The 21,178-nt window shown below is 72.5% G+C and carries 27 protein-coding genes; 7 read left to right on the plus strand and 20 right to left on the minus strand.

Annotated features, from left to right (window positions below):
• Nucleotides 1–153 precede the first annotated feature (153 nt).
• Entirely contained in the window at nucleotides 154–735 is a 582-nt protein-coding gene (locus SRB5_RS35920; protein WP_194292985.1) for a hypothetical protein, read from the plus strand.
• A gap of 7 nt (nucleotides 736–742) precedes the next feature.
• On the opposite strand, the gene SRB5_RS21470 is transcribed toward SRB5_RS35920, so the two are convergent.
• The 3 genes from SRB5_RS21470 to SRB5_RS21480 are packed head-to-tail and all read right to left on the minus strand — an operon-like array spanning nucleotide 743 to nucleotide 2,553.
• Nucleotides 743–1,453 carry a hypothetical protein gene (locus tag SRB5_RS21470; RefSeq protein ID WP_153454477.1) on the minus strand — a complete coding sequence of 237 codons (711 nt, stop codon included), beginning with the start codon at nucleotides 1,451–1,453 and terminating at the stop codon, nucleotides 743–745.
• A gap of 4 nt (nucleotides 1,454–1,457) precedes the next feature.
• The gene (locus SRB5_RS21475) at nucleotides 1,458–2,219 is read right to left on the minus strand and encodes a class I SAM-dependent methyltransferase (protein WP_153454479.1); all 762 of its coding nucleotides are present in this window, start codon (nucleotides 2,217–2,219) and stop codon (nucleotides 1,458–1,460) included.
• Nucleotides 2,220–2,229: 10 nt separating this feature from the next.
• Nucleotides 2,230–2,553 (minus strand): hypothetical protein, encoded by a 324-nt coding sequence (locus tag SRB5_RS21480; protein ID WP_153454481.1) that lies wholly within the window; start codon nucleotides 2,551–2,553, stop codon nucleotides 2,230–2,232.
• Nucleotides 2,554–2,692: 139 nt separating this feature from the next.
• On the opposite strand from SRB5_RS21480, the gene SRB5_RS21485 reads away from it, so the two are divergent.
• The 3 genes from SRB5_RS21485 to SRB5_RS21495 all read left to right on the plus strand — a co-directional run bounded on the left by SRB5_RS21485 (nucleotide 2,693) and on the right by SRB5_RS21495 (nucleotide 4,175).
• Nucleotides 2,693–3,172 carry a VOC family protein gene (locus tag SRB5_RS21485; protein WP_323378252.1) on the plus strand — a complete coding sequence of 160 codons (480 nt, stop codon included), beginning with the start codon at nucleotides 2,693–2,695 and terminating at the stop codon, nucleotides 3,170–3,172.
• A 64-nt stretch (nucleotides 3,173–3,236) separates the two neighbouring features.
• On the plus strand, nucleotides 3,237–3,440 hold the full coding sequence (locus SRB5_RS21490) for a type II toxin-antitoxin system VapB family antitoxin (protein ID WP_153454483.1): 204 nt from the start codon (nucleotides 3,237–3,239) through the stop codon (nucleotides 3,438–3,440).
• A 54-nt stretch (nucleotides 3,441–3,494) separates the two neighbouring features.
• Nucleotides 3,495–4,175: a hypothetical protein gene (locus SRB5_RS21495; RefSeq protein ID WP_153454485.1), complete on the plus strand. Its 681-nt coding sequence runs from the start codon at nucleotides 3,495–3,497 to the stop codon at nucleotides 4,173–4,175.
• Between the two features lie 4 nt (nucleotides 4,176–4,179).
• Here SRB5_RS21495 and SRB5_RS21500 read toward each other — a convergent pair whose 3' ends face one another.
• Nucleotides 4,180–4,512: a DoxX family protein gene (locus SRB5_RS21500; RefSeq protein ID WP_153454487.1), complete on the minus strand. Its 333-nt coding sequence runs from the start codon at nucleotides 4,510–4,512 to the stop codon at nucleotides 4,180–4,182.
• Nucleotides 4,513–4,564: 52 nt separating this feature from the next.
• Nucleotides 4,565–5,746 (minus strand): sensor histidine kinase, encoded by a 1,182-nt coding sequence (locus SRB5_RS21505; RefSeq protein WP_153454489.1) that lies wholly within the window; start codon nucleotides 5,744–5,746, stop codon nucleotides 4,565–4,567.
• 148 nt (nucleotides 5,747–5,894) lie between these two features.
• On the opposite strand from SRB5_RS21505, the gene SRB5_RS21510 reads away from it, so the two are divergent.
• The gene (locus tag SRB5_RS21510; RefSeq protein WP_153454491.1) at nucleotides 5,895–6,110 is read left to right on the plus strand and encodes a hypothetical protein; all 216 of its coding nucleotides are present in this window, start codon (nucleotides 5,895–5,897) and stop codon (nucleotides 6,108–6,110) included.
• A 44-nt stretch (nucleotides 6,111–6,154) separates the two neighbouring features.
• On the plus strand, nucleotides 6,155–6,781 hold the full coding sequence (locus tag SRB5_RS21515) for a class I SAM-dependent methyltransferase (protein ID WP_323378253.1): 627 nt from the start codon (nucleotides 6,155–6,157) through the stop codon (nucleotides 6,779–6,781).
• Here the strand turns inward: SRB5_RS21515 and SRB5_RS21520 are convergent.
• From SRB5_RS21520 to SRB5_RS21530, 3 genes are all read right to left on the minus strand, one after another.
• On the minus strand, nucleotides 6,778–7,482 hold the full coding sequence (locus SRB5_RS21520) for a hypothetical protein (protein ID WP_153454493.1): 705 nt from the start codon (nucleotides 7,480–7,482) through the stop codon (nucleotides 6,778–6,780). The two genes, SRB5_RS21515 and SRB5_RS21520, sit on opposite strands and share 4 nt — an antisense overlap.
• A 193-nt stretch (nucleotides 7,483–7,675) precedes the next feature.
• Complete coding sequence (locus SRB5_RS21525; protein WP_153454495.1) at nucleotides 7,676–8,563, minus strand: 2-hydroxy-3-oxopropionate reductase; 888 nt, start codon at nucleotides 8,561–8,563, stop codon at nucleotides 7,676–7,678.
• 9 nt (nucleotides 8,564–8,572) lie between these two features.
• Entirely contained in the window at nucleotides 8,573–9,409 is an 837-nt protein-coding gene (locus tag SRB5_RS21530) for a TIM barrel protein (RefSeq protein WP_153454497.1), read from the minus strand.
• A gap of 141 nt (nucleotides 9,410–9,550) precedes the next feature.
• On the opposite strand from SRB5_RS21530, the gene SRB5_RS21535 reads away from it, so the two are divergent.
• Nucleotides 9,551–11,128 (plus strand): beta-N-acetylhexosaminidase, encoded by a 1,578-nt coding sequence (locus SRB5_RS21535; protein WP_153454499.1) that lies wholly within the window; start codon nucleotides 9,551–9,553, stop codon nucleotides 11,126–11,128.
• A gap of 38 nt (nucleotides 11,129–11,166) precedes the next feature.
• Here the strand turns inward: SRB5_RS21535 and SRB5_RS21540 are convergent, their stop codons facing one another.
• From SRB5_RS21540 to SRB5_RS21595, 12 genes are all read right to left on the minus strand, one after another.
• Nucleotides 11,167–11,922, minus strand: coding sequence for a maleate cis-trans isomerase family protein (locus SRB5_RS21540; protein WP_153454501.1), 756 nt, complete (start codon nucleotides 11,920–11,922; stop codon nucleotides 11,167–11,169).
• A 100-nt stretch (nucleotides 11,923–12,022) separates the two neighbouring features.
• Nucleotides 12,023–12,826, minus strand: a complete 804-nt coding sequence (locus SRB5_RS21545) for a GntR family transcriptional regulator (protein ID WP_153454503.1) — start codon at nucleotides 12,824–12,826, stop codon at nucleotides 12,023–12,025.
• Entirely contained in the window at nucleotides 12,826–13,092 is a 267-nt protein-coding gene (locus SRB5_RS21550) for a hypothetical protein (RefSeq protein ID WP_153454505.1), read from the minus strand. Before SRB5_RS21550 ends, SRB5_RS21545 begins: the two co-directional genes overlap by 1 nt.
• The gene (locus SRB5_RS21555) at nucleotides 13,089–13,964 is read right to left on the minus strand and encodes a nitrilase-related carbon-nitrogen hydrolase (protein ID WP_153454507.1); all 876 of its coding nucleotides are present in this window, start codon (nucleotides 13,962–13,964) and stop codon (nucleotides 13,089–13,091) included. Before SRB5_RS21555 ends, SRB5_RS21550 begins: the two co-directional genes overlap by 4 nt.
• The gene (locus SRB5_RS21560) at nucleotides 13,957–15,063 is read right to left on the minus strand and encodes a DODA-type extradiol aromatic ring-opening family dioxygenase (RefSeq protein ID WP_323378254.1); all 1,107 of its coding nucleotides are present in this window, start codon (nucleotides 15,061–15,063) and stop codon (nucleotides 13,957–13,959) included. Before SRB5_RS21560 ends, SRB5_RS21555 begins: the two co-directional genes overlap by 8 nt.
• An 89-nt stretch (nucleotides 15,064–15,152) precedes the next feature.
• On the minus strand, nucleotides 15,153–16,160 hold the full coding sequence (locus SRB5_RS21565) for a M29 family metallopeptidase (RefSeq protein WP_153454508.1): 1,008 nt from the start codon (nucleotides 16,158–16,160) through the stop codon (nucleotides 15,153–15,155).
• A 54-nt stretch (nucleotides 16,161–16,214) separates the two neighbouring features.
• Nucleotides 16,215–16,985 carry an SDR family oxidoreductase gene (locus SRB5_RS21570; protein WP_153454510.1) on the minus strand — a complete coding sequence of 257 codons (771 nt, stop codon included), beginning with the start codon at nucleotides 16,983–16,985 and terminating at the stop codon, nucleotides 16,215–16,217.
• A 58-nt stretch (nucleotides 16,986–17,043) separates the two neighbouring features.
• Complete coding sequence (locus SRB5_RS21575; protein ID WP_153454512.1) at nucleotides 17,044–17,241, minus strand: ferredoxin; 198 nt, start codon at nucleotides 17,239–17,241, stop codon at nucleotides 17,044–17,046.
• 32 nt (nucleotides 17,242–17,273) lie between these two features.
• Nucleotides 17,274–18,512, minus strand: a complete 1,239-nt coding sequence (locus tag SRB5_RS21580; protein WP_153454514.1) for an NADH-ubiquinone oxidoreductase-F iron-sulfur binding region domain-containing protein — start codon at nucleotides 18,510–18,512, stop codon at nucleotides 17,274–17,276.
• Complete coding sequence (locus SRB5_RS21585; protein WP_323378255.1) at nucleotides 18,509–19,186, minus strand: isochorismatase family protein; 678 nt, start codon at nucleotides 19,184–19,186, stop codon at nucleotides 18,509–18,511. Before SRB5_RS21585 ends, SRB5_RS21580 begins: the two co-directional genes overlap by 4 nt.
• Entirely contained in the window at nucleotides 19,179–20,594 is a 1,416-nt protein-coding gene (locus SRB5_RS21590; protein WP_153454516.1) for an aromatic ring-hydroxylating oxygenase subunit alpha, read from the minus strand. The genes SRB5_RS21585 and SRB5_RS21590 overlap by 8 nt, the downstream gene beginning before the upstream one ends.
• 28 nt (nucleotides 20,595–20,622) lie before the next feature.
• Complete coding sequence (locus tag SRB5_RS21595; RefSeq protein WP_153454518.1) at nucleotides 20,623–21,153, minus strand: aromatic-ring-hydroxylating dioxygenase subunit beta; 531 nt, start codon at nucleotides 21,151–21,153, stop codon at nucleotides 20,623–20,625.
• Between the last annotated feature and the right edge of the window lie 25 nt (nucleotides 21,154–21,178).

The raw sequence follows: 21,178 nt of genomic DNA on the forward strand, positions 1-21,178 counted from the left end.
GTCGTCGTATGCGGCGACAGTCGCGTACGCGGGGGATCGTGCCGTCGGCCACAACGATGTCGCCGATCAATTCGCCCGTATCGGGCGGACTTTATGGATCGGGTGGCCATGACCTACCTACCGAGAAGCGCGGCGGCTCTCGCGGTGCTTGCCGTGGCAGGCTGCATAGCGCTGGCGGGCTGTGCGGGGGACGCCGCCTCCACAGCGACCTCCTCGGACGCCGGGCGGGACGAGGCCTCGCAGCCGTCCCGCCGCGTGGACGAAAGCGCCACCGCGCCCGCCGACGCGGCCACGGCTTCCCCGAAGCCTTCCGAGCCGAAGCCGTCCAAGTCGTCGACTCCCCAGGCACCCGCATCATCCGCTTCCGCCTCCGTCTCGGCTGCCGGCCCTCCGTCCGCGGAGTGCCGGAACCTCGCCGTCTCCGCCCAGGTGAAGTCCACCGTGACCCGGACCTGGGAGACCGCGAAGCGGATCAGCCACATGCAGCCCGAACCGGGCAGCTTCTACTACGGCGGCTGCGGCACTGCCCAGTACGCGGCGGCCCGCTTCCAGGCCACCCCCGGCGCTACCGGCACGGACCTGGTCGCCCTGCAGGACGAGGGCTCGGTGCTGCAGTTCTTCCGCTATCAGCCCGGCACGGGCTGGAAGTTCGTCACCTCCGACTCGTTCCCTCCCACCAACAACTGCGCCATCGTCGCCCCACCCGCCCTGGCGGAGCTGTGGCACTGCCGCTGAGCGCTGATCAGTTCTGGTTCACCGGCCACACCGCCGCCGGATGGCAGTGGGCCGGGCACGCCAGCAGATAGACCTCGTTGCTGAGGAACAGGCCGTACGTATCGGCGCCGATGCTGTAAGGCTGCTCGGGCCGACCGGGGTGGACGCCGAACTCCATGCCCTCCGGCACCTGACAGAGGTACACCAGTCCGGCGCCGCACGCGCACGTGTAGTGCTCGGGATCCTGCGCCCAGGACGGCGTCCCACCCACCTTGAAGGACTGAGCCCCCAGCCCCCGCGCGTTGGGGGTGTCCTCGAAAGGCCGCAGCGTGAGCGGCAGAGCCCGTACGGACGGCTCGGCCTCCGCAGCGGGTGACACGGCGTGACGCTGGAGCAGCACGCGCCAGAACGGACCCGGGTAGGGCGGCTGCGGGGCGTCCCAGTACGCGGCGACGAGCCGACCGCCGGCCGTTACGGGCTCCGCCGCGTCATTGTGCGCGTGGCAGTGAAAGACCAGCAGATGATCTCCGCCGAAGATCTCCAGGTCGGACGGCACGTCGAGCTGGAAGAACAGGGCCATGCGCTCGCCGCAGAAGCACCGGGGCCAATCCTGGCCGTCGTCGAGATAAGGCCATCCGCCCACCGAGTCCCGCACGGGCCCGCCCAGCGGCTCGGCCCCGACCTCGATCGCGTGCGCGGGGAAGGCCGCCCGGCCGTCCGTAAAAGGGAGTTCGACCATCCGTTCAGCCTATGGGCTGCCCCGGCTCCCCGGCGTCCGGGGGCACCTCGAGGAGGAACAGCAGGTGCGCCAGCTTGGTCGAGAGAGCACGGAAGCCCTCGGGGTGCAGCTCCCGTGCCGCCGGGTCGGGCCGGGGCTCGCTGATCACCCCGAGACGGAAGCCGGCCGCCGTGAAGGCGTCGGTCATCGCATACAGCGGCCTGCGCCAGAACCGCATCGGGGCGGGCTGTCCCACCAGTTCGGACCAGTTGTTGGTGCAGCTGGTGGTGGCGTGGTAATCGGGACGGGGATCCTGGGACACGTAGTCGACGAAGGGATGCGGCACCGAGACGATGAGTCGCCCACCGGGGCGGAGTACTCGACGCATCTCGGCCAGAGTCGGCCCCCAGTCCTCCAGATAATGAAGCGCCAGCGAGGAAACGACATCGTCGAACGCGCCCTCGGCGAACGGCAGCGGCTCACGCAGATCGCCCACCCGAAGGTCCACCTCACCCCCGAGCCGCTCCCGGGCCAGCCCCACCATCGCGGCACTGACGTCGATGCCGCTGACGACGGCCCCCCGGTCACGCAGGGCCAGAGCCAGCGGACCGGACCCGCATCCGGCGTCGAGAACCCGGCGCCCGGCCACGTCACCGGCCAGGGCGAGCATCGCGGGCCGCTCGTAGTAGGCGTTCAGGAGGCTGGTGTCGTTCAGGGCGGAATACGCCTCGGCGAAGCTGTCGTAGTCGTTCACGCGGGTCGGATGATGGTTCCCGGTGTCGGGCATGTGTTCCTCGTCAGGTGTCTGCCTCACGCCGCATGGTCGGGCGATCGAGAATCTCGACGTACGCGATCCGGCCATCCACGACGTCCAGGTTCAGCATGCCCTTCGCGGGCAGGAGCGGCACACACCGGTGCCCCTGCCCGTACGGCTGTCCGGGCAGATGATCCGACGTCCGGATGCTCTGGCAGAAGTCGTCGCTGCAGCCGCATTCGCCGAACAGCCGCACATCCCATACGCAGATCGCCAGCTCACGTTCCCCTTCGTCCTCCAGGAGGGACACCAACTCGGTGATGAGGTCCGGGTAGACGTCGCGGACGAGGGGATGGTCTTGGTCCATGGGGCGGAGGGTAGCCCGGGCGGCCTGACGGGGGCGATGTGGTTGTCGGGCGTCCGGTTGACCTCAACCAAACTTCAACTTCTACGTTCCTCCAGGAGCCGCGGGATCCGACCCGCGGCGTCGTCCCAGGAGGTTCGCCGTGACCGAGAACTCGGCCGAGATTCCCGACCGTTACCGCTACGCCGTTATCCCGCACATCATGGTCGACGACGCCGCCTCGGCGATCGACTTCTACCGCCGGGCCTTCGGCGCCCGCGAGGACTTCCGGGTCGACGCTCCCGGCGGCGGGATCCTGCACGCGGAGATCACCGTCGGGCGGTCCGCCCTGATGCTCGGCGACGCCAGTACGGACGAGGCGGAGGCCGCCTCCTTCGCCTCCCCGGCGGCCCTCGGCGGAGGTACGTCCGTGACGCTGCACGTCTTCGTCCCGGACGTCGATGCCCTGGCAGCGCGTGCGGAGGCGGCCGGGGCCGAGATCCTCCAGCCCCCGACGGACATGTTCCACGGTGACCGGACCGTCGTTCTCAAGGATCCCGCCGGTCACATCTGGGTCTTCCTGACCCATGTGGAGGACGTCTCCGAGGAGGAACTCCGGCGTCGGCTGACGGTCGTTGGGTGATGGGATCCTGAGATCCGTTTACTTTGGGCCCGCTTGTACGAGGCTGACTGCTTACGGAGGTTCCATGTCCGAGACGTGGATCGATATCGATGACGAGGCACTTGAGGACGCCATGCGGCTCGCACGGGTGAAGGCGCAGGACGACATGGTCAATCTCGCGCTACGGGAGTACGTCGAACGATGTCGCCGAACCGAGGCTCGGCTGCGTCACCTCCAGATCACGCGCGGGCGGGGCGAGGCGATGGCGTCGCGTCCGAGCGAGGCGTAAGTTTCGCGTCGTGAACGCCGGGCCGCGCAGGTGGCGTTGGGCGGGAGGTGGGGCGTGCGGGAGCCTTTGGCCGTCGGGGTGGCGGGCGCGCTTGGGGTGGTGTCGTGCGTGGTCACCCTCGGGCTGTGTGGCGTGGGGTATCTGCGGGGCGTGGGGGAGATGACCCCCGTCGGCCGGGGGGTTCTGTGTCTTGCCGGGGTTTCGCTCGCGCCCGGCGTCGCCGCGTACGTGTTCTCGCGGCCCGGGCGGGCGTTGTCCGGGTGGGCCGCGGCGGGTTACGGGGTGGGCAACGGGCTGGCGCAGCTGGCTGTGGTCGCCGCGGTGTGGCCCGTCGGGGGGCGGTGGTGGATTCCCGCGGCGGTTCTCGGGCTGGTCGGGGGGCCCGCCGTCGCCGGATACCGGTGGTCCCGGTCGACGGGGCGGCCGCGGAAGGCTCCGCCGCCCGTGCACAGCCCGCAGATCGCCGAGGCGATCACCCTGTACGGGGAGGAGCTGGCCGCCCACTGGTACTCGCCGCTCAGCACCGGCGGTGGGCGGGAGCGGGCGCCGCTTCCCCGGGAGCTGGAGCTGGCGCTCGACACCTACGAGCGCGCCAAGACCGTCGACGAGGCACAGGTGCTGCTCCTCCTCGCGGAGGGGAGGGCCGCCCTGGAGCGGCTCGACGCCGGGGCGCGTGAGCCGTTCCGTACCGACCCGCGGTGGGTGCGGCTGCGGTGGTGGCGGGACCGGGCGTAGGGAGTCACGAAGCCAGCATCAGCGCGCCCACCACCGGCGCCATGAACAGCACCTCCGACGGGACGTCGTCGAAGCCGCGGGCCCGCATGACGGCGATCACCGCGACGATGAAGTACAGGACCAGGCCCACCCCCGCCGCGTAGCCCACCAGGGGGACGAACATGCCCGCCAGGAGGCCCGCCGCGCCGGCGGAGCCGGCGGCGCCCAGCCAGGGGAGCCATGTGACGGGGACGTCCTTGCGGGAGCCCACGCGGCCGGCGCGGATGTACGACGAGACCGCGGCGAATCCGGCCATCAGGGCCGCGACGATCGTGGCGACTACATGGGCGAGCGACATGAGGGAACTCCTCTTCGAAGGGCGCGCGGCGCGCGCTCTCCATGTCGACTGATCAGGGCCCCGAAATGTGACATCCGGGCTCCGCCGCCCACGGCAGCCGCGCCGTCACCCGGAACTCGCCCTCCACCGGACCGTGCTCCAGCCGCCCGCCCGCCAGCATCGTCCGCTCCGCGAGCCCGAGCAGCCCCTGCCCCGCGCCCGGGATCGGGCCGCCGGAGCCCGAAGCCACCGCCCCGGCGGCCAGCGGGTTCACCGCCGAAACCGTGAGCCCCGCCCCGGGCCCGCCCCGTACCGACACCGTGACCGGGGTCCCCGGTGCATGCTTACGCGCGTTCGTCAGCGCCTCCTGCACCACCCGGTACGCCGTCCGCCCCGTCCCCGCCGGAGGCTCACCGGCCACCGTGGCGGAGTACCGCACGACCGCCCCCGCCTCCCGTGACTCCGCCACCAGCCGTGGCACGTCCGCCAGCGTGGGCTGCGGGCGCGCCGGGTCGGCCGGCCCCGACCGCAGCACGCCGATCACCTGCCGCAGATCCTCCAGCGCCTGATGCGCGCTGTCCCGGATCACTCCCGCCGCCCGCCGGACCTCCGCCGGCGCGGCACCCGGGTTGAACTCCAGCGCCCCCGCATGCACGCTCAGCAGCGACAACCGGTGCGCCAGCACATCGTGCATCTCCCGCGCGATGTCCTCCCGCGCCCGCCGCTGCGCCCGCTCGGCGCGCAGCGCGGCGTCCTCCTCCGCCCGCTCGGCACGCTCCCGCAGCGATTCGATCAGCTGCTGCCGGGAGCGGCGGAACAGCCCCCACCCGATGGCCGCCGCGATCATCGCGAAGTACGCCACCGCCGACTCGGCCCGCGCCCGCTCCGTGCTCTCCAGCTGGGCCAGGAAGAACGGCAGCGGTACGAAGGCCGCCCCCGCGATCCACGCCGTGGTCCGCCACGGCCGGGTCGAGGCGACCGTGTACACGGCGACCATGGCGGGCCCCGCCAGATAGTGCCCCCACTTGGCGCCCACCAGCAGCGCCACCGTCAGCTGCACCGGCCACCGTCGCCGCCAGAACAGGGCGACGCAGGCCAGCGCCCCGCCCAGCTGGTCCGCGATCCGCTGCCCGTACGTCAGGTCGTCCGCGACCGGCACGTTCTCGGCGGTCACCAGCGCGAAGCACGCCGCGGCCAGGACCAGCCCGATGTCGGCGGCCCACGCACGGCGGGTGCGGGGAGGATTCTTGCGCATCACCGCCAAATCTAAGCGCCGCCCCGGCCCCGGACGCCGTCCCGCCCGCACACTCGATACCTCCGACGGCCGACCCCCTACTTTGGTCACCCCAAACCCACGCCGACGACCGATACCCGCACCGGCCCGCACTCCCTACCGTCGGAGCATGAGTCAGCAGACCCGCCCCCTCCTGGGCTTCGTCGCCTTCGCCCTGATCGCCGGCGGCGTATCCGGCATCCTCCGCGAGATCTTCGGCTGGGACGGAGCCCTCTTCGGCTTCCTCCGCTTTCTGATCCCCGACGGCCAGGAGTACTTCGGCTACGGCGTCCTCACCGCGATCGGCATCGCGGTCGCGGACGCCGCGTCGCGCCTGCGCCCGTAGGAAAACGATCGCGCCTCCTGCCGGACGCCCCGTAGCGTGAGCGCGTGGACGATCCGAAGGACCTGGTCCGCCGGGGATACGACAGGCTCTCCGAGCGCTACGAGCAGGCGTTCGGCGGCGAGACGAAGTACGGGGCCTGGCTTACGGAGCTGCTCGCCGGACTCCCGGAAGAGGCCACGGTCCTGGACGCCGGATGCGGCACCGGGATCCCCGTGGCCCGGACGCTCGCCGCGGCGGGGCACCGGGTGACGGGCGTCGATATCAGCGACGTGCAGATCCGCCGGGCCCGGGAGCTGGTGCCGGACGCCGGATTCGTCCGGGCCGACATGACAACCCTGGAGCTTCCGGAGGGGAGCCTCGACGCCGTCGTCTGCCTGTACGCCCTGATCCACGTACCGGTGGCGGAGCAGCCCGCGCTGCTGGCGCGTATCGCCCGCTGGCTGCGTCCCGGCGGCCTGCTCCTGTGCACCACCGGACACCGCGCCTGGACCGGCGTCGACGAGGACTGGCTCGGCGGCGGCGCCGCGATGTGGTGGAGCCACGCCGACGCCGCCACGTACCGGACCTGGCTCGGGCGCGCCGGACTCGGCGTCGTGCGCGAGGAGGTCGTGCCCGAGGGTGACCACAGCCACGTCCTGTTCCGGTGCCGGCGCCCGGAAGGCGCCGGCTAGAACCGCACCGCCCCGCGCCGGACCAGCTCGTCCGCCGGGTCGTTCACCGGCTGCGGCGTCCCCGTCAGGTCCATCACGTACAGCGGGATGTGCAGGGCGTCCGCGCGGCCTCGGGCGTCGCGGGTGTAGCCGGCGAGGGAGAAGAAGACCGCGATCGAGGACTGGTTGAGGCCGTTCAGCCACAGGCATTCGATCTCGCGCAGCGGGGTCGGGGCCGTCGTCGGGTCGACGTGGGCCAGGACGCCGTTGCCGCGGATGTCGATGCCGGACGCGGGGCGGTCGTCGGACTGGGTGACGTCGCCGTAGCCGAGCCACTTCAGGTACTGCGCCGCCGCCGTCACCGCGTCACGCGCCGTGCGGATGGTCACGGGGACGAACGCGGGGCGGTCCACCGGCTGGTCCTCGGGAGGCGCGGGCGGGAGTCCCGGCAGGGCCCGGGCCGCGGAGGCCACCGGCATCCGGATCACCGTGCCGCAGGCGCAGGTGAGTTCCGGCTGGGGCCAGTCGTCCTGGCGGGAGCAGGAGGGGCAGCGGACGGACACCCACGAGTCGCTCCACGTGCGATGTCGCAGCTCCACGGGCATCCCGCCGCGCAGCAGCGGCAGGGTGAGAGGGGCCCCGCAGGCGCACGGGAAGGTCGGCGGGGTGAAGGAGTGCTCGCGGCGGCACACGGGGCAGCGCACAGGCACGCTCTGGGCCATGTGTAACTCCGGACGGCTGGAGGGGAGTCGGTGGCCAATTATTGCGCCGAGCGTAGCGATCTCGCTACGCAATGTCCCATCCGGAGGTGGGATTTGCCGGATGGGTGTGCCGTCGGGAGATACACGGTGATGTTCCGGGCGGCGCCGCCTGGCGCGACGGGACAAGGTCAACGACGCCGCCCGGAGGTCTGGATCACTCGGAGCCGGAGAGCCGCTCGACCGAGCGCAGGAGAGCCGAGTGGTCGAGGCCGCCGTCGCCCTGGGCCCGCAGGGAGGCGACGAGCTGGGCCACGACCGCGCCCACGGGGAGCGCGGCGCCGACGTTGCGGGCGGCGTCGGTGACGATGCCCATGTCCTTGTGGTGCAGGTCGATACGGAAGCCGGGCGCGAAGTCCCGCTTCAGGAAGTTGTTCATCTTCCGCGTGAGGACCGTGGAGCCCGCGAGCCCGCCGTTGAGAACCTCCAGCGCGGCCTCGAGGTCGACGCCGGACTTCTCCAGGAAGACCACGGCCTCCGCGCAGGCCTGGATGTTGACCGCGACGATCAGCTGGTTCGCGGCCTTCACGGTCTGCCCGGCGCCGTGCGGCCCGCACAGGACGATGGTCCTGCCGAGGATTTCGAGGATCGGCCGCGCCTCCTCGAAGACCTCGCCCGGCCCGCCGACCATGATGGACAGCACGGCCTCGACCGCCCCCGCCTCGCCGCCGGACACGGGCGCGTCCAGCACGCGGATGCCCTTCTCCGCGGCGTTACGGGCCAGATCGACGGACGTCTGCGGGGTGATGGACGACATGTCGATCAGCAGGGCGCCGGCGCGGGCGTTCTCCAGGATGCCGTCCGGGCCGTACGCGATGGCCTCGACCTGCGGCGACGCGGGGACCATCGTAATGATCACGTCCGCGTCCCGGACGGCCTCGGCGACTCCGGCGGCGGCGTGGCCGCCCGCGGCGGCGAGGCGTTCGAGCTTCTCGGGCTCCAGGGTGTAGCCGGTGACGTCGTAACCGGCCTTGATCAGGTGTTCCGACATGGGCGAGCCCATGATGCCGAGGCCGATCCAGGCGACCTTGGGTGTGCTGCTCATGGTGTGTCCCTAGGAATGTGAGGCGGGGCGGGGGAGCCAGTCGAACGAGGCGGCGCTGCCGTCGGGGCCGGGCTTGTACTCGAGGCCGACGTGGCCCTCGTAACCGGCCTTGCGCAGGCGCTCCAGCAGGTCGGCCAGGGGAAGGGAGCCGGTGCCGGGGGCGCCGCGGCCGGGGTTGTCGGCGATCTGTACGTGGGCGGTCTGCGCGGCGTGGGCGTCGATGACCGCGGGCAGGTCCTCGCCGTTCATCGACAGGTGGTACAGGTCCATCAGGAAGCGCGCGTTGTCCAGGCCGGAGGCCGCGTTGACCGCGTCCACGACCTCGATGGCGCGAGGGGCGCTGACGATCGGGCACTTGGGGGACTCCGGGGCGTTCAGCGCCTCGATCAGCAGCACCGCGCCGATCCGGTCCGCCTCGCGGGCGGCCAGGACCAGGTTCTTCAGCGCCAGTTCGTCCTGGGCCGCGGGGTCCGCGCCGTCGACGCGGTTGCCGTAGAGGGCGTTGAGCGCCGTACAGCCGAGGGACTGCGCGAAGTCCGCGGCGACGGAGAGGTTGGCGCGGAACTTCGCGGACTCCTCGCCCGGCAGGGACAGTGCGCCCCGGTCCGGGCCGGGGAGCTGTCCGGCGTAGAAGTTGAGGCCCACCAGCTGGGTGCCGGCGTCGGTGAGGGCGGTGCGCAGCGCGTCCAGGTCGGCCGGGGCGGGGACGGGGGCGTCGGGCCAGGGCCACCAGAGTTCGACCGCGGTGAATCCGGCCGCCGCCGCTGCCGCGGGGCGCTCCAGGAGGGGGAGCTCCGTGAACAGGATGGAGAGGTTCACATCGAAGCGCTGGTTGTCGAAGCCCATGCCGCGCGCCTTCCGTATTGCGGAATTTCAGTTCTGCTTGATGGAAAGAGGGTGCCGCGAGGCGGCGGGACTGTCAAGACCTCCGATCAACGCCGGACGGGGTCTGGACCCCCTCCGCACCCCGCGGCGAGGATGGCGTGCATGGATCTTGTGCCTGCACCTTCGGACACATCCGCCGCCCCGGGCACCGGGGCCTTCACGATCGGCGCCACCACCACCGTCGAAGCGGCTCCCGGCACCGAGTCCACCGCACGCTGGCTGCGCACCGTCCTCGGCGCCGCCACCGGGTTCGCCCTCCCGCCGGCCACTCCCGGCGACATCCGCCTCGCCCTCGACCCGGCCGCCGCCCCCGAGGCGTACCGGCTCGACGCCGACGCCACCGGGATCCGCATCACCGGCGGCCCCGCGGGCGTCTTCTGGGGCGCCCAGACCCTGCGCCAGCTGCTGGGCCCCGAGGCGTACCGCCGCGCCCCGCTGGCCGGTACGAAGCTCCGCGCCCCGCACCTCACGGTGACCGACGCCCCGCGCTTCGGCTGGCGCGGCGTCCTGCTCGACGTGGCCCGCCACTTCCTCCCCAAGGACGGCGTGCTGCGCTACGTCGACCTCCTCGCCGCCCACAAGCTCAACGTCCTCCACCTCCACCTCACCGACGACCAGGGCTGGCGGGTGGAGATCAAGAGCCACCCCAGGCTCACCGAGGACGGCGCCTGGCGGGCGCGTACCCAGTTCGGGCCGCACGACTCCCCGTACTTCGACGAGCGCCGGCACGGCGGCTACTACACGCAGGACGACCTGCGGGAGATCGTTGCGTACGCGGCGGAGCGCCACATCACCGTCGTCCCGGAGATCGACCTCCCCGGCCACAACGAGGCCGCCATAGCCGCGTACCCGGAGCTCGGCAACACCGACGTCGTCGACACGTCGGCGATCGGCGTCCGCACGACCTGGGGCGTCTCGGAGAACGTCCTGGCGCCCACCGACGAGGTGCTGCGCTTCTACGAGGACGTCTTCGACGAGGTGCTCGAGCTCTTCCCCGGCCCGTACATCCACATCGGCGGCGACGAGTGCCCCAAGACCCAGTGGCGTCGGTCACCGGCCGCGCAGGCCCGGATCGCCGAGCTCGGGCTGGCGGACGAGGACGAGCTGCAGTCGTGGTTCATCCGGCACTTCGACCGCTATCTGACCGAGCGCGGACGCAAGCTCGTCGGCTGGGACGAGATCCTGGAGGGCGGGCTCGCGGAGGGCGCCACGGTCGCGTCCTGGCGGGGCTACGAGGGCGGCATCGCGGCGGCGACCGCGGGCAACGACGTCGTCATGTGCCCCAAGCAGCACGTCTACCTCGACTACCGGCAGGCGGAGGGCGAGGACGAGCCCTGGACGCTGGGGCACGCCCAGACGCTCGAGGCGGTGTACGGGTTCGAGCCCGTACCGCCGGAGCTGACGGGGGAGGCGGCCGGGCGGGTCATCGGGACGCAGGCCAATCTGTGGGCCGAGACCATGGAGGACATCCGCAAAATCGACTTCCAGGCGTTCCCGCGCCTCGTCGCCTTCGCGGAGACCGCCTGGTCGGCGCTGCCGCCCCCGGCCGAACGGGACTTCGCGGAGTTCCGCGCCAGACTCGCCGGCCATCTGCCGCGCCTGGACGCGCTGGGGGTGGAGTACCGCCCGCTGGACGGCCCCCGGCCCTGGCAGCAGCGCGCCGGAATCCACCGGAGCTGAGCGGGGGCGCCGGGCCCGGGCGGGCCCGGCGCAGGGCATCAGGGCGCCAGCAGCTTCCCCGCGTTCGGCACCACCGGCTCCAGGTCCAGCGCCCGCAGCGTGCGCCACACCGTGGCGGCCGACGCGGTGACGACCGGGATGTCGAAGGCGTCCTGCACGGCCTGCAGCGCCGGCAGCGACGGCATCTGCACACAGGCGCTCAGCACCAGCGCGTCCGCGCCCCTGGTGTCGACCCGCGCGGCCAGCTCGGTCAGCCGCGACGGGTCGAGCCGGCCCACGGCCAGATTGTCCGGCACCTCCAGGCTGAGGGTGTCCAGCACCTCGGCGCCCTCGGCCCGCAGATAGTCGCAGACCAGCGCCGTCAGCGGCTTCATGTACGGGGTGATCACGGAGATCTTCTTCGCCCCCAGGTGCTCCAGCGCCTCCGACAGCGCGCCCGCCGACGACAGCACCGCCGGCGCCCTGCGCTCACCGACGGCCTCGGCCGCCGCCGCGGCGAGCCGCTTCTCGCTCTCGCGGTGGTAGCCGGCGCCCTGCGCCATGATCGCGACGAGACAGGCGTACGCCATCACGTCGACGTCCGCGTCGGACAGCTCCACGGCGCACCGGTCCGAGGCGGCGTCCATGGCGGCGAGCTGGTCGGGGGTGACCTGCTGCATCCGCATCCGGGCGGAGTGGAAGGTGAAGCGCTCGGGGCGGATCTCCTCGCGGGCGCGGAGCATCGCGGGGATCTCCGTCTCCATGGTGGTGTTGGAGCTGGGGACGATCATGCCGATGCGGTACGGGGATGTCATGGGGGTGTGTCCTTACGCGGTTCGGTGGACGCGCGTCGGGGCGCGCCGGACTTGCCCCGAGGCCGGTACGGCGACCGGCCCGGGGGCGAAGCGAGGGCGCTCAGGCGTCCGGGGTGTGTTCCAGGTTCTCGGTGCGGGTGTGCGGCATCGCCACGGCTCCGGGCCGCACCCAGGTCAGCCGTACGGGCCGGCGCACCACACCGTCGTCGCCGTGCTCGATCCGCAGCCCCAGGGCCCGGGTCGTGGTCAGCAGCGAGTCGAAGCGGTAGTCGGGGTCGATGTCCAGCGCCATGCCCAGCGCCGCGTCGACCAGATGCAGCTCCAGCAGCTGACGCGCCTGCTCGCCCTGCCGGGTCCGCACCGCCTCCAGGAACGCCCGGTCGACGTTCGTGAAGTCGGCCGGCACGGCGGGCCGGGACATGTGCAGCCGCTGGTGCCGGAAGATCCGCGAGTGCTGCTGCATGGTCAGCTCCGCCAGCAGCGGCGGATACCGGTTGAGCAGGAAACCGTGGAAGGCGACATGGGCCTCCTGGAAGTCGCGGGTGCGGCCGACGGCGGCCTCCATCCGCTCCAGGGCCTCGGTCATCTCCTCGATCTCCCGGTCACCGATCTCGTCCACCAGCGCGGCGACCAGCGGCGGTTCGACCAGCAGCCGCGCGGCGTAGGACTGCTCGGCCTGCTCCTGCGTGGCCGGGCTGACCTCCATCCCGCGGTTGGCGTGCGCGATCACCAGCCCCTCCGCCTCGAGCCGGTGCAGGGCCTCGCGCAGCGGGGTGCGGCTGACGTTCAGCTCGTCGGCCAGGACCTGCTGGGAGAGCCTTATCCCGGGTGCGTAGGTCCCGTCGAGGATGCGGTCGCGCAGGCCGACGTATATCTCCTCGACGGTACGCCCCGATCTGGCCATCAGACGTCGCCCTCCTCGTGGGAGCCGAAGCGGCGGGCGAACAGCTCGGAGAACTTCGCCGGCTCCTGCACGGCGATGATCTCCAGCTGCATCGGGTCGAGCAGGATCCGGTGGCCGTGGCGCGGCACCTGGATCTCCAGCCGCTCACCCTGACGGGTGAACACCTTGCGCACCCGCACCCCGGTGAACTCGTTGCCGACACCGATCCATTCACCGGTGCGCACGATGCCGTCGGCGTCGGTGCCGGTGTCCGGGCGCTCGCTCATGACAGGGACTCCTCGGAACGGTCGGCGCTCGCCCGGGCCGGCGTACGCGCGTACGCGTCGGGCCGGACCTGGTGGAGCACGGGAAGCGTGGTACGGGCCTTCGCCACCCGCGCCGGGTCCAGCTCCACGACCTCGCAGCCGTACGCCACCTCGCCGAGGTCCGCGAGCACCTCGCCCCACGGGGCGACGGCCAGGGCGTGCCCGTACGTCTCGAAGGCGTCGGCGCCCGGCTCGCCGCCGTGCACCGTGGCGGAGGCGACGACGAACGCGCCGTTCTCGATGGCGCGCGCCCGCAGCAGCACCTCCCAGTGCGCGGTGCCGGTGGTGCGCGTGAACGCGGCCGGGACGAGGAGGACTTCGGCGCCCGCGCGGGCGAGGCCGCGGTACAGCTCGGGGAAGCGCACGTCGTAGCAGATGGTGACGCCCACGGTGACGCCGTTCACCTCCACCAGCAGCGGCCTGTCCCCGGCGCGCTCCACGCCGGAGGCCTCGAAGGAGACCCCGTCGACGCGGGCGTCGAACAGATGGATCTTGTCGTAGGCGCCCACGATCGTACCGTCGGAGCCGATCACGAGGGCGGTGTTCGTCACCCGGTCGGCCCTCCGGAACTTCATGCCCCCGAGGACGACCACCGTAGCGGTCTCCTCCGCGGCCGCCCGCAGCGCCTCGATCTCCGGGGAGGCCAGGGTGAAGGCGGCCGCGCGCATCTCGGCGTTGGTGCCCAGCATCAGGCCGTTCTCCGGGAGAACGACCAGGTCAGCACCGCCGGCGGCGCACTCGCGGACCGCCCGTACGGCGTGTTCGGCGTTGGCGGCGGTGTCCCGGGTGGCGTGCCACTGGGTCAGGCCCACGCGCAGGGTCGTGTCACTCATTCCCGTCACGCTCCGGCAGCCGCATGTTGACGACGGCCCAGCCGCCGCCGGAGGCCTCCATGGGCTCGTACGAGTAGACCTCGCCGCGCACGCCCGGGCCGACCAGGCCCAGCATGATGAGCCAGTTCGGGAACTCGTACTGCCCGTGGTCGAGCAGCGCGTACGGCTCCAGGTTGGCGATGTCGTTGCCGCGTCCGGCCTGCAGCATCTCCAGGAGGTACGTGTCGAACTCGACGTCCGCCTTCCCGAACTTGCCCGGGTCCAGCCAGTGCGACAGCCCGCCGGTGGCGAGCATCGCGACCTTCAGGTCACGGCTCTCGATCACGCCGCGCAGCACCTCGCCGAAGGCGCGGGCGCCGAACGGGGAGAAGGAGCGGGCCGGCTGGGTGATGATCGGGATGACCGGCAGATCGGGGCGCGGGAGCAGCAGCCGCAGCGGCATGATCTCGCCGTGGTCGAGGGGGAACTCGCTGCTCTCCTCGACCTCCAGGCCCTCGGCGCGTATCGCGTTGACCATGGCGAGCGCCAGCTCCGGGTGGCCCTTGATGGTCAGTTCCAGGTCGGGGCGCTTGAAGAACTCCATCGAGCCCGTGTAGCCCGGGCCGGTGCCGATCGCGTACGCGCCGGTCCGGAAGTTCTGGAAGTGACAGTCGGCGGTGATCAGCAGCACGTCCGGGTCGGCGGCGGCCAGGTCCGCCTTCAGCCGCTCGTAGCCGGACATCAGCCGGGCCACGGCGTCCTCGGGGTCGATCTCGGGGCGGGCGATCAGGTCGGGGACGTGGGAGCAGCCCGCCGCGAAGACGAGGTTGGCCGGCACGTCGGGGTCGGGCAGCGGCGACGTGGTGTCGACGTGGAAGGCGCCCTTGCTGGTGGAGTCGCCGAGGTCGTCGGCGAACCAGCGGCTGACCAGGATCGTGATCGCGTCACCGAGCCCGGCCGACCGCAGCCGGTCGCGGTCGCCGCCGGCGATCACACCGGCCCATTCGGCGTCCAGGCCGAGCGGCGCGCCGACCGTCGCCGGGTCGGCGCGGAAGGAGGCGAGCAGGTCCTGGTCCTTGGCGAGGGCGAGGATGGCCTGCTCCAGGGTCTTGCTGTCCACGAGTGGCTCCTGATCCGTGCAAGTGTGCTGGGTACGAGGTGGATCCCGGGGCGGGCCGCAGGGGAGTCGGCCCGCCCCGGTGCCGGGGGTCAGACGAGCTTTCCGTCCCGTACGACCGCCCGGCCGTCGATCTCGACGGTGCAGCCGCGCATCGGTATGTCCAGGTGCGCCGGGGTCTCCCGGTCCGCGAACCGGTTCGGGCCGGTCGACCACATGAAGTTGCCGGCGGTGGAGCGCAGCTCCTGGCCGTACAGGCTGCGCGGGTCGTACACGTCGAACGCCGACCAGCGGGCCTGCGGCAGCAGCCCCCAGCCCATGTGGGAGACGGCGTAGACCTCGCCGTCCTCCCAGGCCTCGAAGTAGTCGCGCAGCAGATGGGCGTCGGCGCCGCCGCCCTCGACGCCGGTGATGAAGCCCTTCTCGACGGTGATCTTCACCTCGTCGCGGACGTACCGCTGCCAGGGGATCAGCGCGTCGCCGGGCTGCAGGACGATGACGCCCTCGGCGGTGCGGTCGTGCGGGAAGCAGGCGACGAAGCCGCTCGGCCAGTGGTCCCAGCGGTGCTCCTGGTCGACGGTGCCCCACTGGTGGGTGATCGGCAGGTCGGGGCCGGCGATGTCGGCCGTCAGGTCCGTACCGGCGGCGCTGGTGACGCGCAGCAGCGAGCCGTCGCGGAGCTTGTCGCCGCCCGCCTCGACGACGGCGCGCAGGTCGTCGTCGCCCATCAGGCGCTCGAGGACGTCGGCCGGCTCGGCGACGAAGAGCATCCGCTTGCCGTTGCCGGTGATCCGGGTACGCACGTCGGAGTGGATGAGACCGCCGACGGTGACGTCGACGACCATGTCGCACTCGGCGGCGGCGGCCAGCAGCGCCGGCACCTCGCGGCCGTCGGCCTCGTACGGCGGGAGCATCGGGTTGGAGAGGCTGGACGCGGTCAGCACCAGGGCACAGGCGCCGAGGTCACGGGCGGCGGCCACGGCGGCCTCGACGTACTCGGTCTTCTGGCCGAGCTCGGAGATGACGGCGATCTGCTCGTCCGCCTTGACGTGGCAGCGCTTGAGCTGCTCGACGAAGAGCTCGCGCAGGGTGCGGGGCATGGTGTGTCCTTCCGGAGCGGGTGCGGGTGTCTGGAGGTCTGTGGTCCCGCCGGGTTACGGCAGGGAGCGGACGGCGCCGCCGTCCACGGCCAGCGAGGCCCCAGTGGTGAAGGAGGAGCGCGGCGAGGCGAGGAAGGCGACCGTGTCGGCGATCTCGTCCGCGCTGGCCCAGCGGCCCAGCGGGATGTCCCGGACGATCTTGGCGACCTCGTCGTCCGCCGTGGTGCCGCCGGCCGCCGCCTTCGCGACGGTGATGTCCCGCATCCGGTCGGTGCCGGTGGCGCCGGGCTGCACCTGGACGACGCGTACGCCCAGCGGCGCGACCTCGGTGGCGAGTTGCTTGGCCAGGGCGGCGATCGCGGAGCGGAACGACGACGACAGCACCCCGCCGGGGGCGGGCTGGCGGACCCAGGTGGAGGTGAGGAACACGACGCAGCCGCCGCCCTGTTCGGCCATCTGCTTCGCCCCGGCGCGGGCCAGCTGGACCGCGGGGCGCAGCAGCAGGTCGTAGCCGCGCAGCCAGTCCTCGTCGGTGGAGTCGAGGAACGGGCCGAGCTTGGGACCGGGGGTGTTGACGACGAGCACGTCCAGCCGGCCGTGCGCGGCGACGGTCTCGGGTACCAGCCGGCCGACCGCCGCGGTGTCGTCCAGGTCCAGCGCGACGGGCAGCACCCGGCCGGGCTCCGGCGCCTCGAGCGGGGCCGCGGAGCGGGAGGCGGCGACGACGGTCGCGCCCTCGGCGGCGAACCGCCGGGCGACGGCCGCGCCGATGCCCCGGCTGGCGGCGGTGACGGCGACGACCTTGTCGGTGAGGCCGAGATCCATGGGTTTCTCTCCTTGCGGGCGGCCCGTACGGGCCTGGTGGGGGGCGGTGCGGCGGAGGTCAGGCCGCGGTGAGGGTGATGGCCTTCTCCGGGCAGTCCGCGACGGCGGCCCGCGCGGACTCGACGGCGTCCGCGGGGACGGTGCCGTCCCCGGCGACGGCGGCGTAACCCCACTCGTCGAGGGTGAACACGGAGGGGCAGATCTCCGCGCAGGTTCCGTACGCGTTGCACTTGGTGGCGTCGACAACGGCCTTCATCGGGGACTCGCTTTCTTGCTGAGGGGGGTGGTTCACACGGTGGTCACGGGGCCGCCGTAGGCGACGGCCGTGCGGGCGAGGGCGGCGGCGCCGTCCAGGAAGGAGCAGGCGCCGCGGCCCGGCAGGGTCTGGCCCCAGCGGGCCAGCTTCGCCACGTCGCCGTCGGCGCCGTCGCCGGCCGCGAGGCGGGCGAAGGTGTCGCGGATGGCCTTGGTGCCGTTGAGGCAGACGCCGCACTGGGCGGCGGACTCGTCCGCGTACCAGGCGGCGATGTCCGCGGCGACCCGCAGCGGGTCGTCGTCGGCGCCCAGGGCGGTGATCGCGCCGCAGCCCAGACCGCTGCCGGCGGCGCGCAGCTCGTCGTGGCACAGCACGGTGGCGGTGTGCTCGGCCCCGGCGAGGCCGGCGAACCAGCCGCCCATCAGGAAGCCGTGCACCCCCGCGTCGAGGCCGCCCGCCACCTCGGCGAACAGCTCGCCGACCGTACGGCCCAGCGGCACCTCGTACACCCCGGGCCGGGCGCAGGCGCCGCCCAGGGTGACCAGGGTGGTGCCGGCGGAGACGGCGGTGCCCTCCGCGCGGTACGCGGCGGCGCCGTGCCGGGAGATCCAGGCGGCGTGCGCGAGGGTCTCGACGTTGCTGATGAGGGTGGGCCGGCCGTCGACGCCGCTCTCGTACGGGCGCGGGGGCTTGGCCGTGGGGAGGGCCGGACCGCCGTTGATGGAGCGGCAGACGGCGCTCTCCTCGCCCGCGACGTAGGTGGGGGCCACGGTGTGGACCTCCGGCGCCGGGACGGTGGGGCCCAGTTCGGCGATCGCGGTACGGACGGCGTCGGCGGTCTCCGGGTGGGAGAGGTAGACGATCGCCCGGTCGGCGCCGACGCCGCGGGCCGCGAGCAGCAGTCCGTCCAGGACCAGGTGCGGGCGGTGGGTCAGCAGCCAGCGGTCCTTGTACGACGCGGGCTCGCCCTCCTCGCCGTTGGCGACGACGACCCGCGGGCCCGCGCCGGCCGCCACGCCCCGCCACTTGATGTGTGCGGGGAACCCGGCGCCGCCGCGGCCACGCAGCCCGGCCGCCTCGAGGACGTCGGGGAACGCGGCCGGGTCCGCGGCGTGGGCGCTGTTGTCGTACGTGCCGAGGGCGCGTTCGGCGGCCAGGTCCAGGGCGGCGTCCTCGCTGCCGGGGACGACCAGCCGCGGGGTGATCGCGGGGTGGGCGGCGGCGCGGGGGAGCGCGGTGCGGACCGGGTGGTGGGGCGGGGCGATGGTCATGGTGCGGGCTCTCCGGTGGGGGACAGCAGGGCGAGGGCCGTGTCGAGGGTGACGACGTCGCCGTACTTGGCGTCGATGTCGAACAGGCTGGCCTCGTGCGGGCCCCGGGCGCGGTCACCGACGCAGTCGGCGACGACGAAGGCGGGGTAGCCGGCGGCGCAGGCGTCGACGGCGGTGGCGCGCACGCACCCGGAGGTGGTGGCGCCGGTGACGATCAGGCTGTCCGCGCCGAGCGTGGCCAGCAGGGCGGCCAGGCCCGTACCGGCGAAGGCCGACGCCGTGCGCTTGACGACGACGGGTTCGGCGGCGGTGCGCCCGAGCCGGGCGTCGACCTCCACCCACGCGGAGCCCTCGACCAGGACCGTCATGGCCGGCATCTTGCGCAGCCACAGCGAGCCCTCGAGGCCGTCGGCGGCGAACGCGATCGTCGTGAAGACGACCGGCACCCCGGCGCCGCGGGCGCGGTCCAGCAGCGTACGGGTGGCGCCGACCACGGCGTCCAGATCGCTGCCGGGCGGGCAGCCGGGGTCGGTGAACCCGTTGATCAGGTCCACCACCACGACCACCGGCCGGCTGCCCGGGGCGAGCCGCCCGCCCAGTCCGCGCGCCGCGTACAGCTCGGCGACGGCGGCGGACGGGGCGGACGTCTCGGCCGTGGCCGGGGAGTCAGGCACGGCCGCCCTCGGCGGGGAGGTCCTTCGCGGAGTTGTCCTTGTCGGCGAAGGTCAGTGACGGCCACTGGCCGGGCTCGGCGCGCATCATGTCCGCGTAGAAGGCGTACATGTTGCGCTGCACGCCCTCCTCGTACCGCGTCCACTGCACCTTGCCGGGGCCCGGCCAGTCCTTGACGGGCTCGGAGATGCCGATGCCGGGCATGCCCATCTCGTAGTTGAGGTTGAAGTCCAGCAGCTCCGCGGCGGTGGAGCGGCCGGTGCGGCCCACGGTGATCCAGGGCTCGGTATCGTCGACCTCGAACGCGCCGCCCATGGAGAAGGTGCCCAGGCCCGCGCGGTAGGCGCGGTCCTTCTGCTCCGGGGAGAGGTTCTTGTAGCCGGCGAACCAGTTCCACACCTCGACCTGGCCCGGACCGTGCGGCTGCCAGACGCGCAGCGTGAGGATGCCGACGGGGGCGTGGTTGGCGCCGTCCTCGGTCATCGGCAGGGCCAGCAGCGAGAAGTTGGGGAAGACGTTGCCGACGAACACCCGCGAGCGGCGGGCCACGTCGAGCTGCTCCCGGCTGATGTTCGTGGTGTCGAACGTGGCCGCCAGGTCCTCGGGGAAGCCGAAGAACTTGGGGCCGGGCTCGTTCTCGTCGGCCGCCATCGAGAAGGACAGCGAGTGACCGGGCGAGGCCTGGATGTGATAGCCCATCATGTTCTCGCGGAACGGCACCGGGAACGCGCCGATCTCCCACACCGAGCGGTGCAGCGTGCCCAGGTGGTAGTCGTCGCCGGAGAAGTTGTCGGCGCCGGACTTCCAGTTGGCGTCGATGACGAAGCGCTGCGGCGGGCCGAGCACCTCCATGCCGTGCTCGTTGAGACCGAAGAGCAGGTCCAGGTACCAGGCCATGCCGCCCAGGTACTCCTTGAGCGGCGGCGCGCTCTGGTCCAGGGTGGCGAACACCAGGCCCTGGTAGCTCTCCACCTTGGCCGCGGACGCCAGCCCGTTGCCCTCCTTCGGCATCCCGCCGAAGGCGTTCTTCCACAGCGGGGCGCCGACCAGGTTGCCCTTGGTGTTGTACGTCCAGCCGTGGTACGGGCAGCGGAAGTGGCTGGTGTTGCCCGAGTCGGAGCGGCAGACCTGGACCCCGCGGTGCCGGCAGGCGTCGAAGAGGACGTTGACGCCGTTCTCCTCGTCGCGGACGACGATGAAGCTGTCCTCGCCGATCTTCCGCAGGACGTAGTCGCCGACGGCGGGGATCTCGGACTCGTGGGCCAGGAAGGTCCAGCAGCGGCCGAAGAGGTTGCGCAGCTCCCGCTTGTGCAGGTCCGCGTTGCCGAAGATGGTGGCGGGGATGGAGCCCCGCTCGACCCCCTCGGCGACGGCGTCGATCAGCCGTCCGGTGTCGGTCTCGGTGGTCATGGTTCGTGCTCCTCGGCGGGGCTCAGAGTCAGAAGAAGATCGCCAGGTTGTGGGTGCGGATCACGGTCAGGTCGAGCAGGACGTCGCGGCTCAGCAGCATCAGCCGGCCGTCCTCGCGGCGCAGGAGGTCCACGCGCTCGCCGGAGAGCAGCTGGGGCACGCTCTGGTCCTGGCGGGTGCGGTGCAGGAGCAGATTGCTCTTGACCTGGACGACGTCGGGGTCCTCGGTCGCCCGTACCCGCACGTTGGTGACGAAGTGGCGGATGCGCGACGGCGGGTCCTCGGCCCAGGCGTACTGGGTCTCGTTGCGGGCGACGCGGCTGCTCAGCGAGCCGTAGGTCTCCAGCAGGTGGAACGTGTCCTCCGAGAAGCCGCGGCCCCGGGCCCGCTCCACCGTCTGGCGCAGGGGCACCGCGTAGGAGACGTCACGGCTGACCATGGTCTCGAGCCATTCCCGCTCCCGGAGCTCGTCCAGGAGTTCGGCCTCGGCGTGGATCCAGTCCAGGACCTCCCCGTACAGGGCGGTGTCCGCGGTGATCCGAGTCTGTGTGGAGTCCATTTCTCACCCCTCAAGTTCAAGTGCA

The sequence above is a fragment of the Streptomyces smaragdinus genome, from assembly GCF_009604385.1.
GTDB classification, from domain to species: Bacteria; Actinomycetota; Actinomycetes; order Streptomycetales; family Streptomycetaceae; genus Streptomyces; species Streptomyces smaragdinus.

Excerpts from the sequence above, each read along its gene's own strand:
- SRB5_RS21475 (WP_153454479.1), bottom strand. The coding sequence starts at position 2,219 with ATGCCCGACACCGGGAACCATCATCCGACCCGCGTGAACGACTACGAC.
- SRB5_RS21530 (WP_153454497.1), bottom strand. The coding sequence starts at position 9,409 with ATGGGCTTCGACAACCAGCGCTTCGATGTGAACCTCTCCATCCTGTTC.
- SRB5_RS21595 (WP_153454518.1), bottom strand. The coding sequence starts at position 21,153 with ATGGACTCCACACAGACTCGGATCACCGCGGACACCGCCCTGTACGGG.
- SRB5_RS21590 (WP_153454516.1), bottom strand. The coding sequence starts at position 20,594 with ATGACCACCGAGACCGACACCGGACGGCTGATCGACGCCGTCGCCGAG.
- SRB5_RS21540 (WP_153454501.1), bottom strand. The coding sequence starts at position 11,922 with ATGACATCCCCGTACCGCATCGGCATGATCGTCCCCAGCTCCAACACC.
- SRB5_RS21490 (WP_153454483.1), top strand. The coding sequence starts at position 3,237 with ATGTCCGAGACGTGGATCGATATCGATGACGAGGCACTTGAGGACGCC.
- SRB5_RS21480 (WP_153454481.1), bottom strand. The coding sequence starts at position 2,553 with ATGGACCAAGACCATCCCCTCGTCCGCGACGTCTACCCGGACCTCATC.
- SRB5_RS21575 (WP_153454512.1), bottom strand. The coding sequence starts at position 17,241 with ATGAAGGCCGTTGTCGACGCCACCAAGTGCAACGCGTACGGAACCTGC.
- SRB5_RS21555 (WP_153454507.1), bottom strand. The coding sequence starts at position 13,964 with ATGAGTGACACGACCCTGCGCGTGGGCCTGACCCAGTGGCACGCCACC.
- SRB5_RS21545 (WP_153454503.1), bottom strand. The coding sequence starts at position 12,826 with ATGGCCAGATCGGGGCGTACCGTCGAGGAGATATACGTCGGCCTGCGC.
- SRB5_RS21535 (WP_153454499.1), top strand. The coding sequence starts at position 9,551 with ATGGATCTTGTGCCTGCACCTTCGGACACATCCGCCGCCCCGGGCACC.
- SRB5_RS21570 (WP_153454510.1), bottom strand. The coding sequence starts at position 16,985 with ATGGATCTCGGCCTCACCGACAAGGTCGTCGCCGTCACCGCCGCCAGC.
- SRB5_RS21565 (WP_153454508.1), bottom strand. The coding sequence starts at position 16,160 with ATGCCCCGCACCCTGCGCGAGCTCTTCGTCGAGCAGCTCAAGCGCTGC.
- SRB5_RS21580 (WP_153454514.1), bottom strand. The coding sequence starts at position 18,512 with ATGACCATCGCCCCGCCCCACCACCCGGTCCGCACCGCGCTCCCCCGC.
- SRB5_RS21550 (WP_153454505.1), bottom strand. The coding sequence starts at position 13,092 with ATGAGCGAGCGCCCGGACACCGGCACCGACGCCGACGGCATCGTGCGC.
- SRB5_RS21510 (WP_153454491.1), top strand. The coding sequence starts at position 5,895 with ATGAGTCAGCAGACCCGCCCCCTCCTGGGCTTCGTCGCCTTCGCCCTG.
- SRB5_RS21505 (WP_153454489.1), bottom strand. The coding sequence starts at position 5,746 with ATGCGCAAGAATCCTCCCCGCACCCGCCGTGCGTGGGCCGCCGACATC.
- SRB5_RS21520 (WP_153454493.1), bottom strand. The coding sequence starts at position 7,482 with ATGGCCCAGAGCGTGCCTGTGCGCTGCCCCGTGTGCCGCCGCGAGCAC.
- SRB5_RS21525 (WP_153454495.1), bottom strand. The coding sequence starts at position 8,563 with ATGAGCAGCACACCCAAGGTCGCCTGGATCGGCCTCGGCATCATGGGC.
- SRB5_RS21470 (WP_153454477.1), bottom strand. The coding sequence starts at position 1,453 with ATGGTCGAACTCCCTTTTACGGACGGCCGGGCGGCCTTCCCCGCGCAC.
- SRB5_RS21500 (WP_153454487.1), bottom strand. The coding sequence starts at position 4,512 with ATGTCGCTCGCCCATGTAGTCGCCACGATCGTCGCGGCCCTGATGGCC.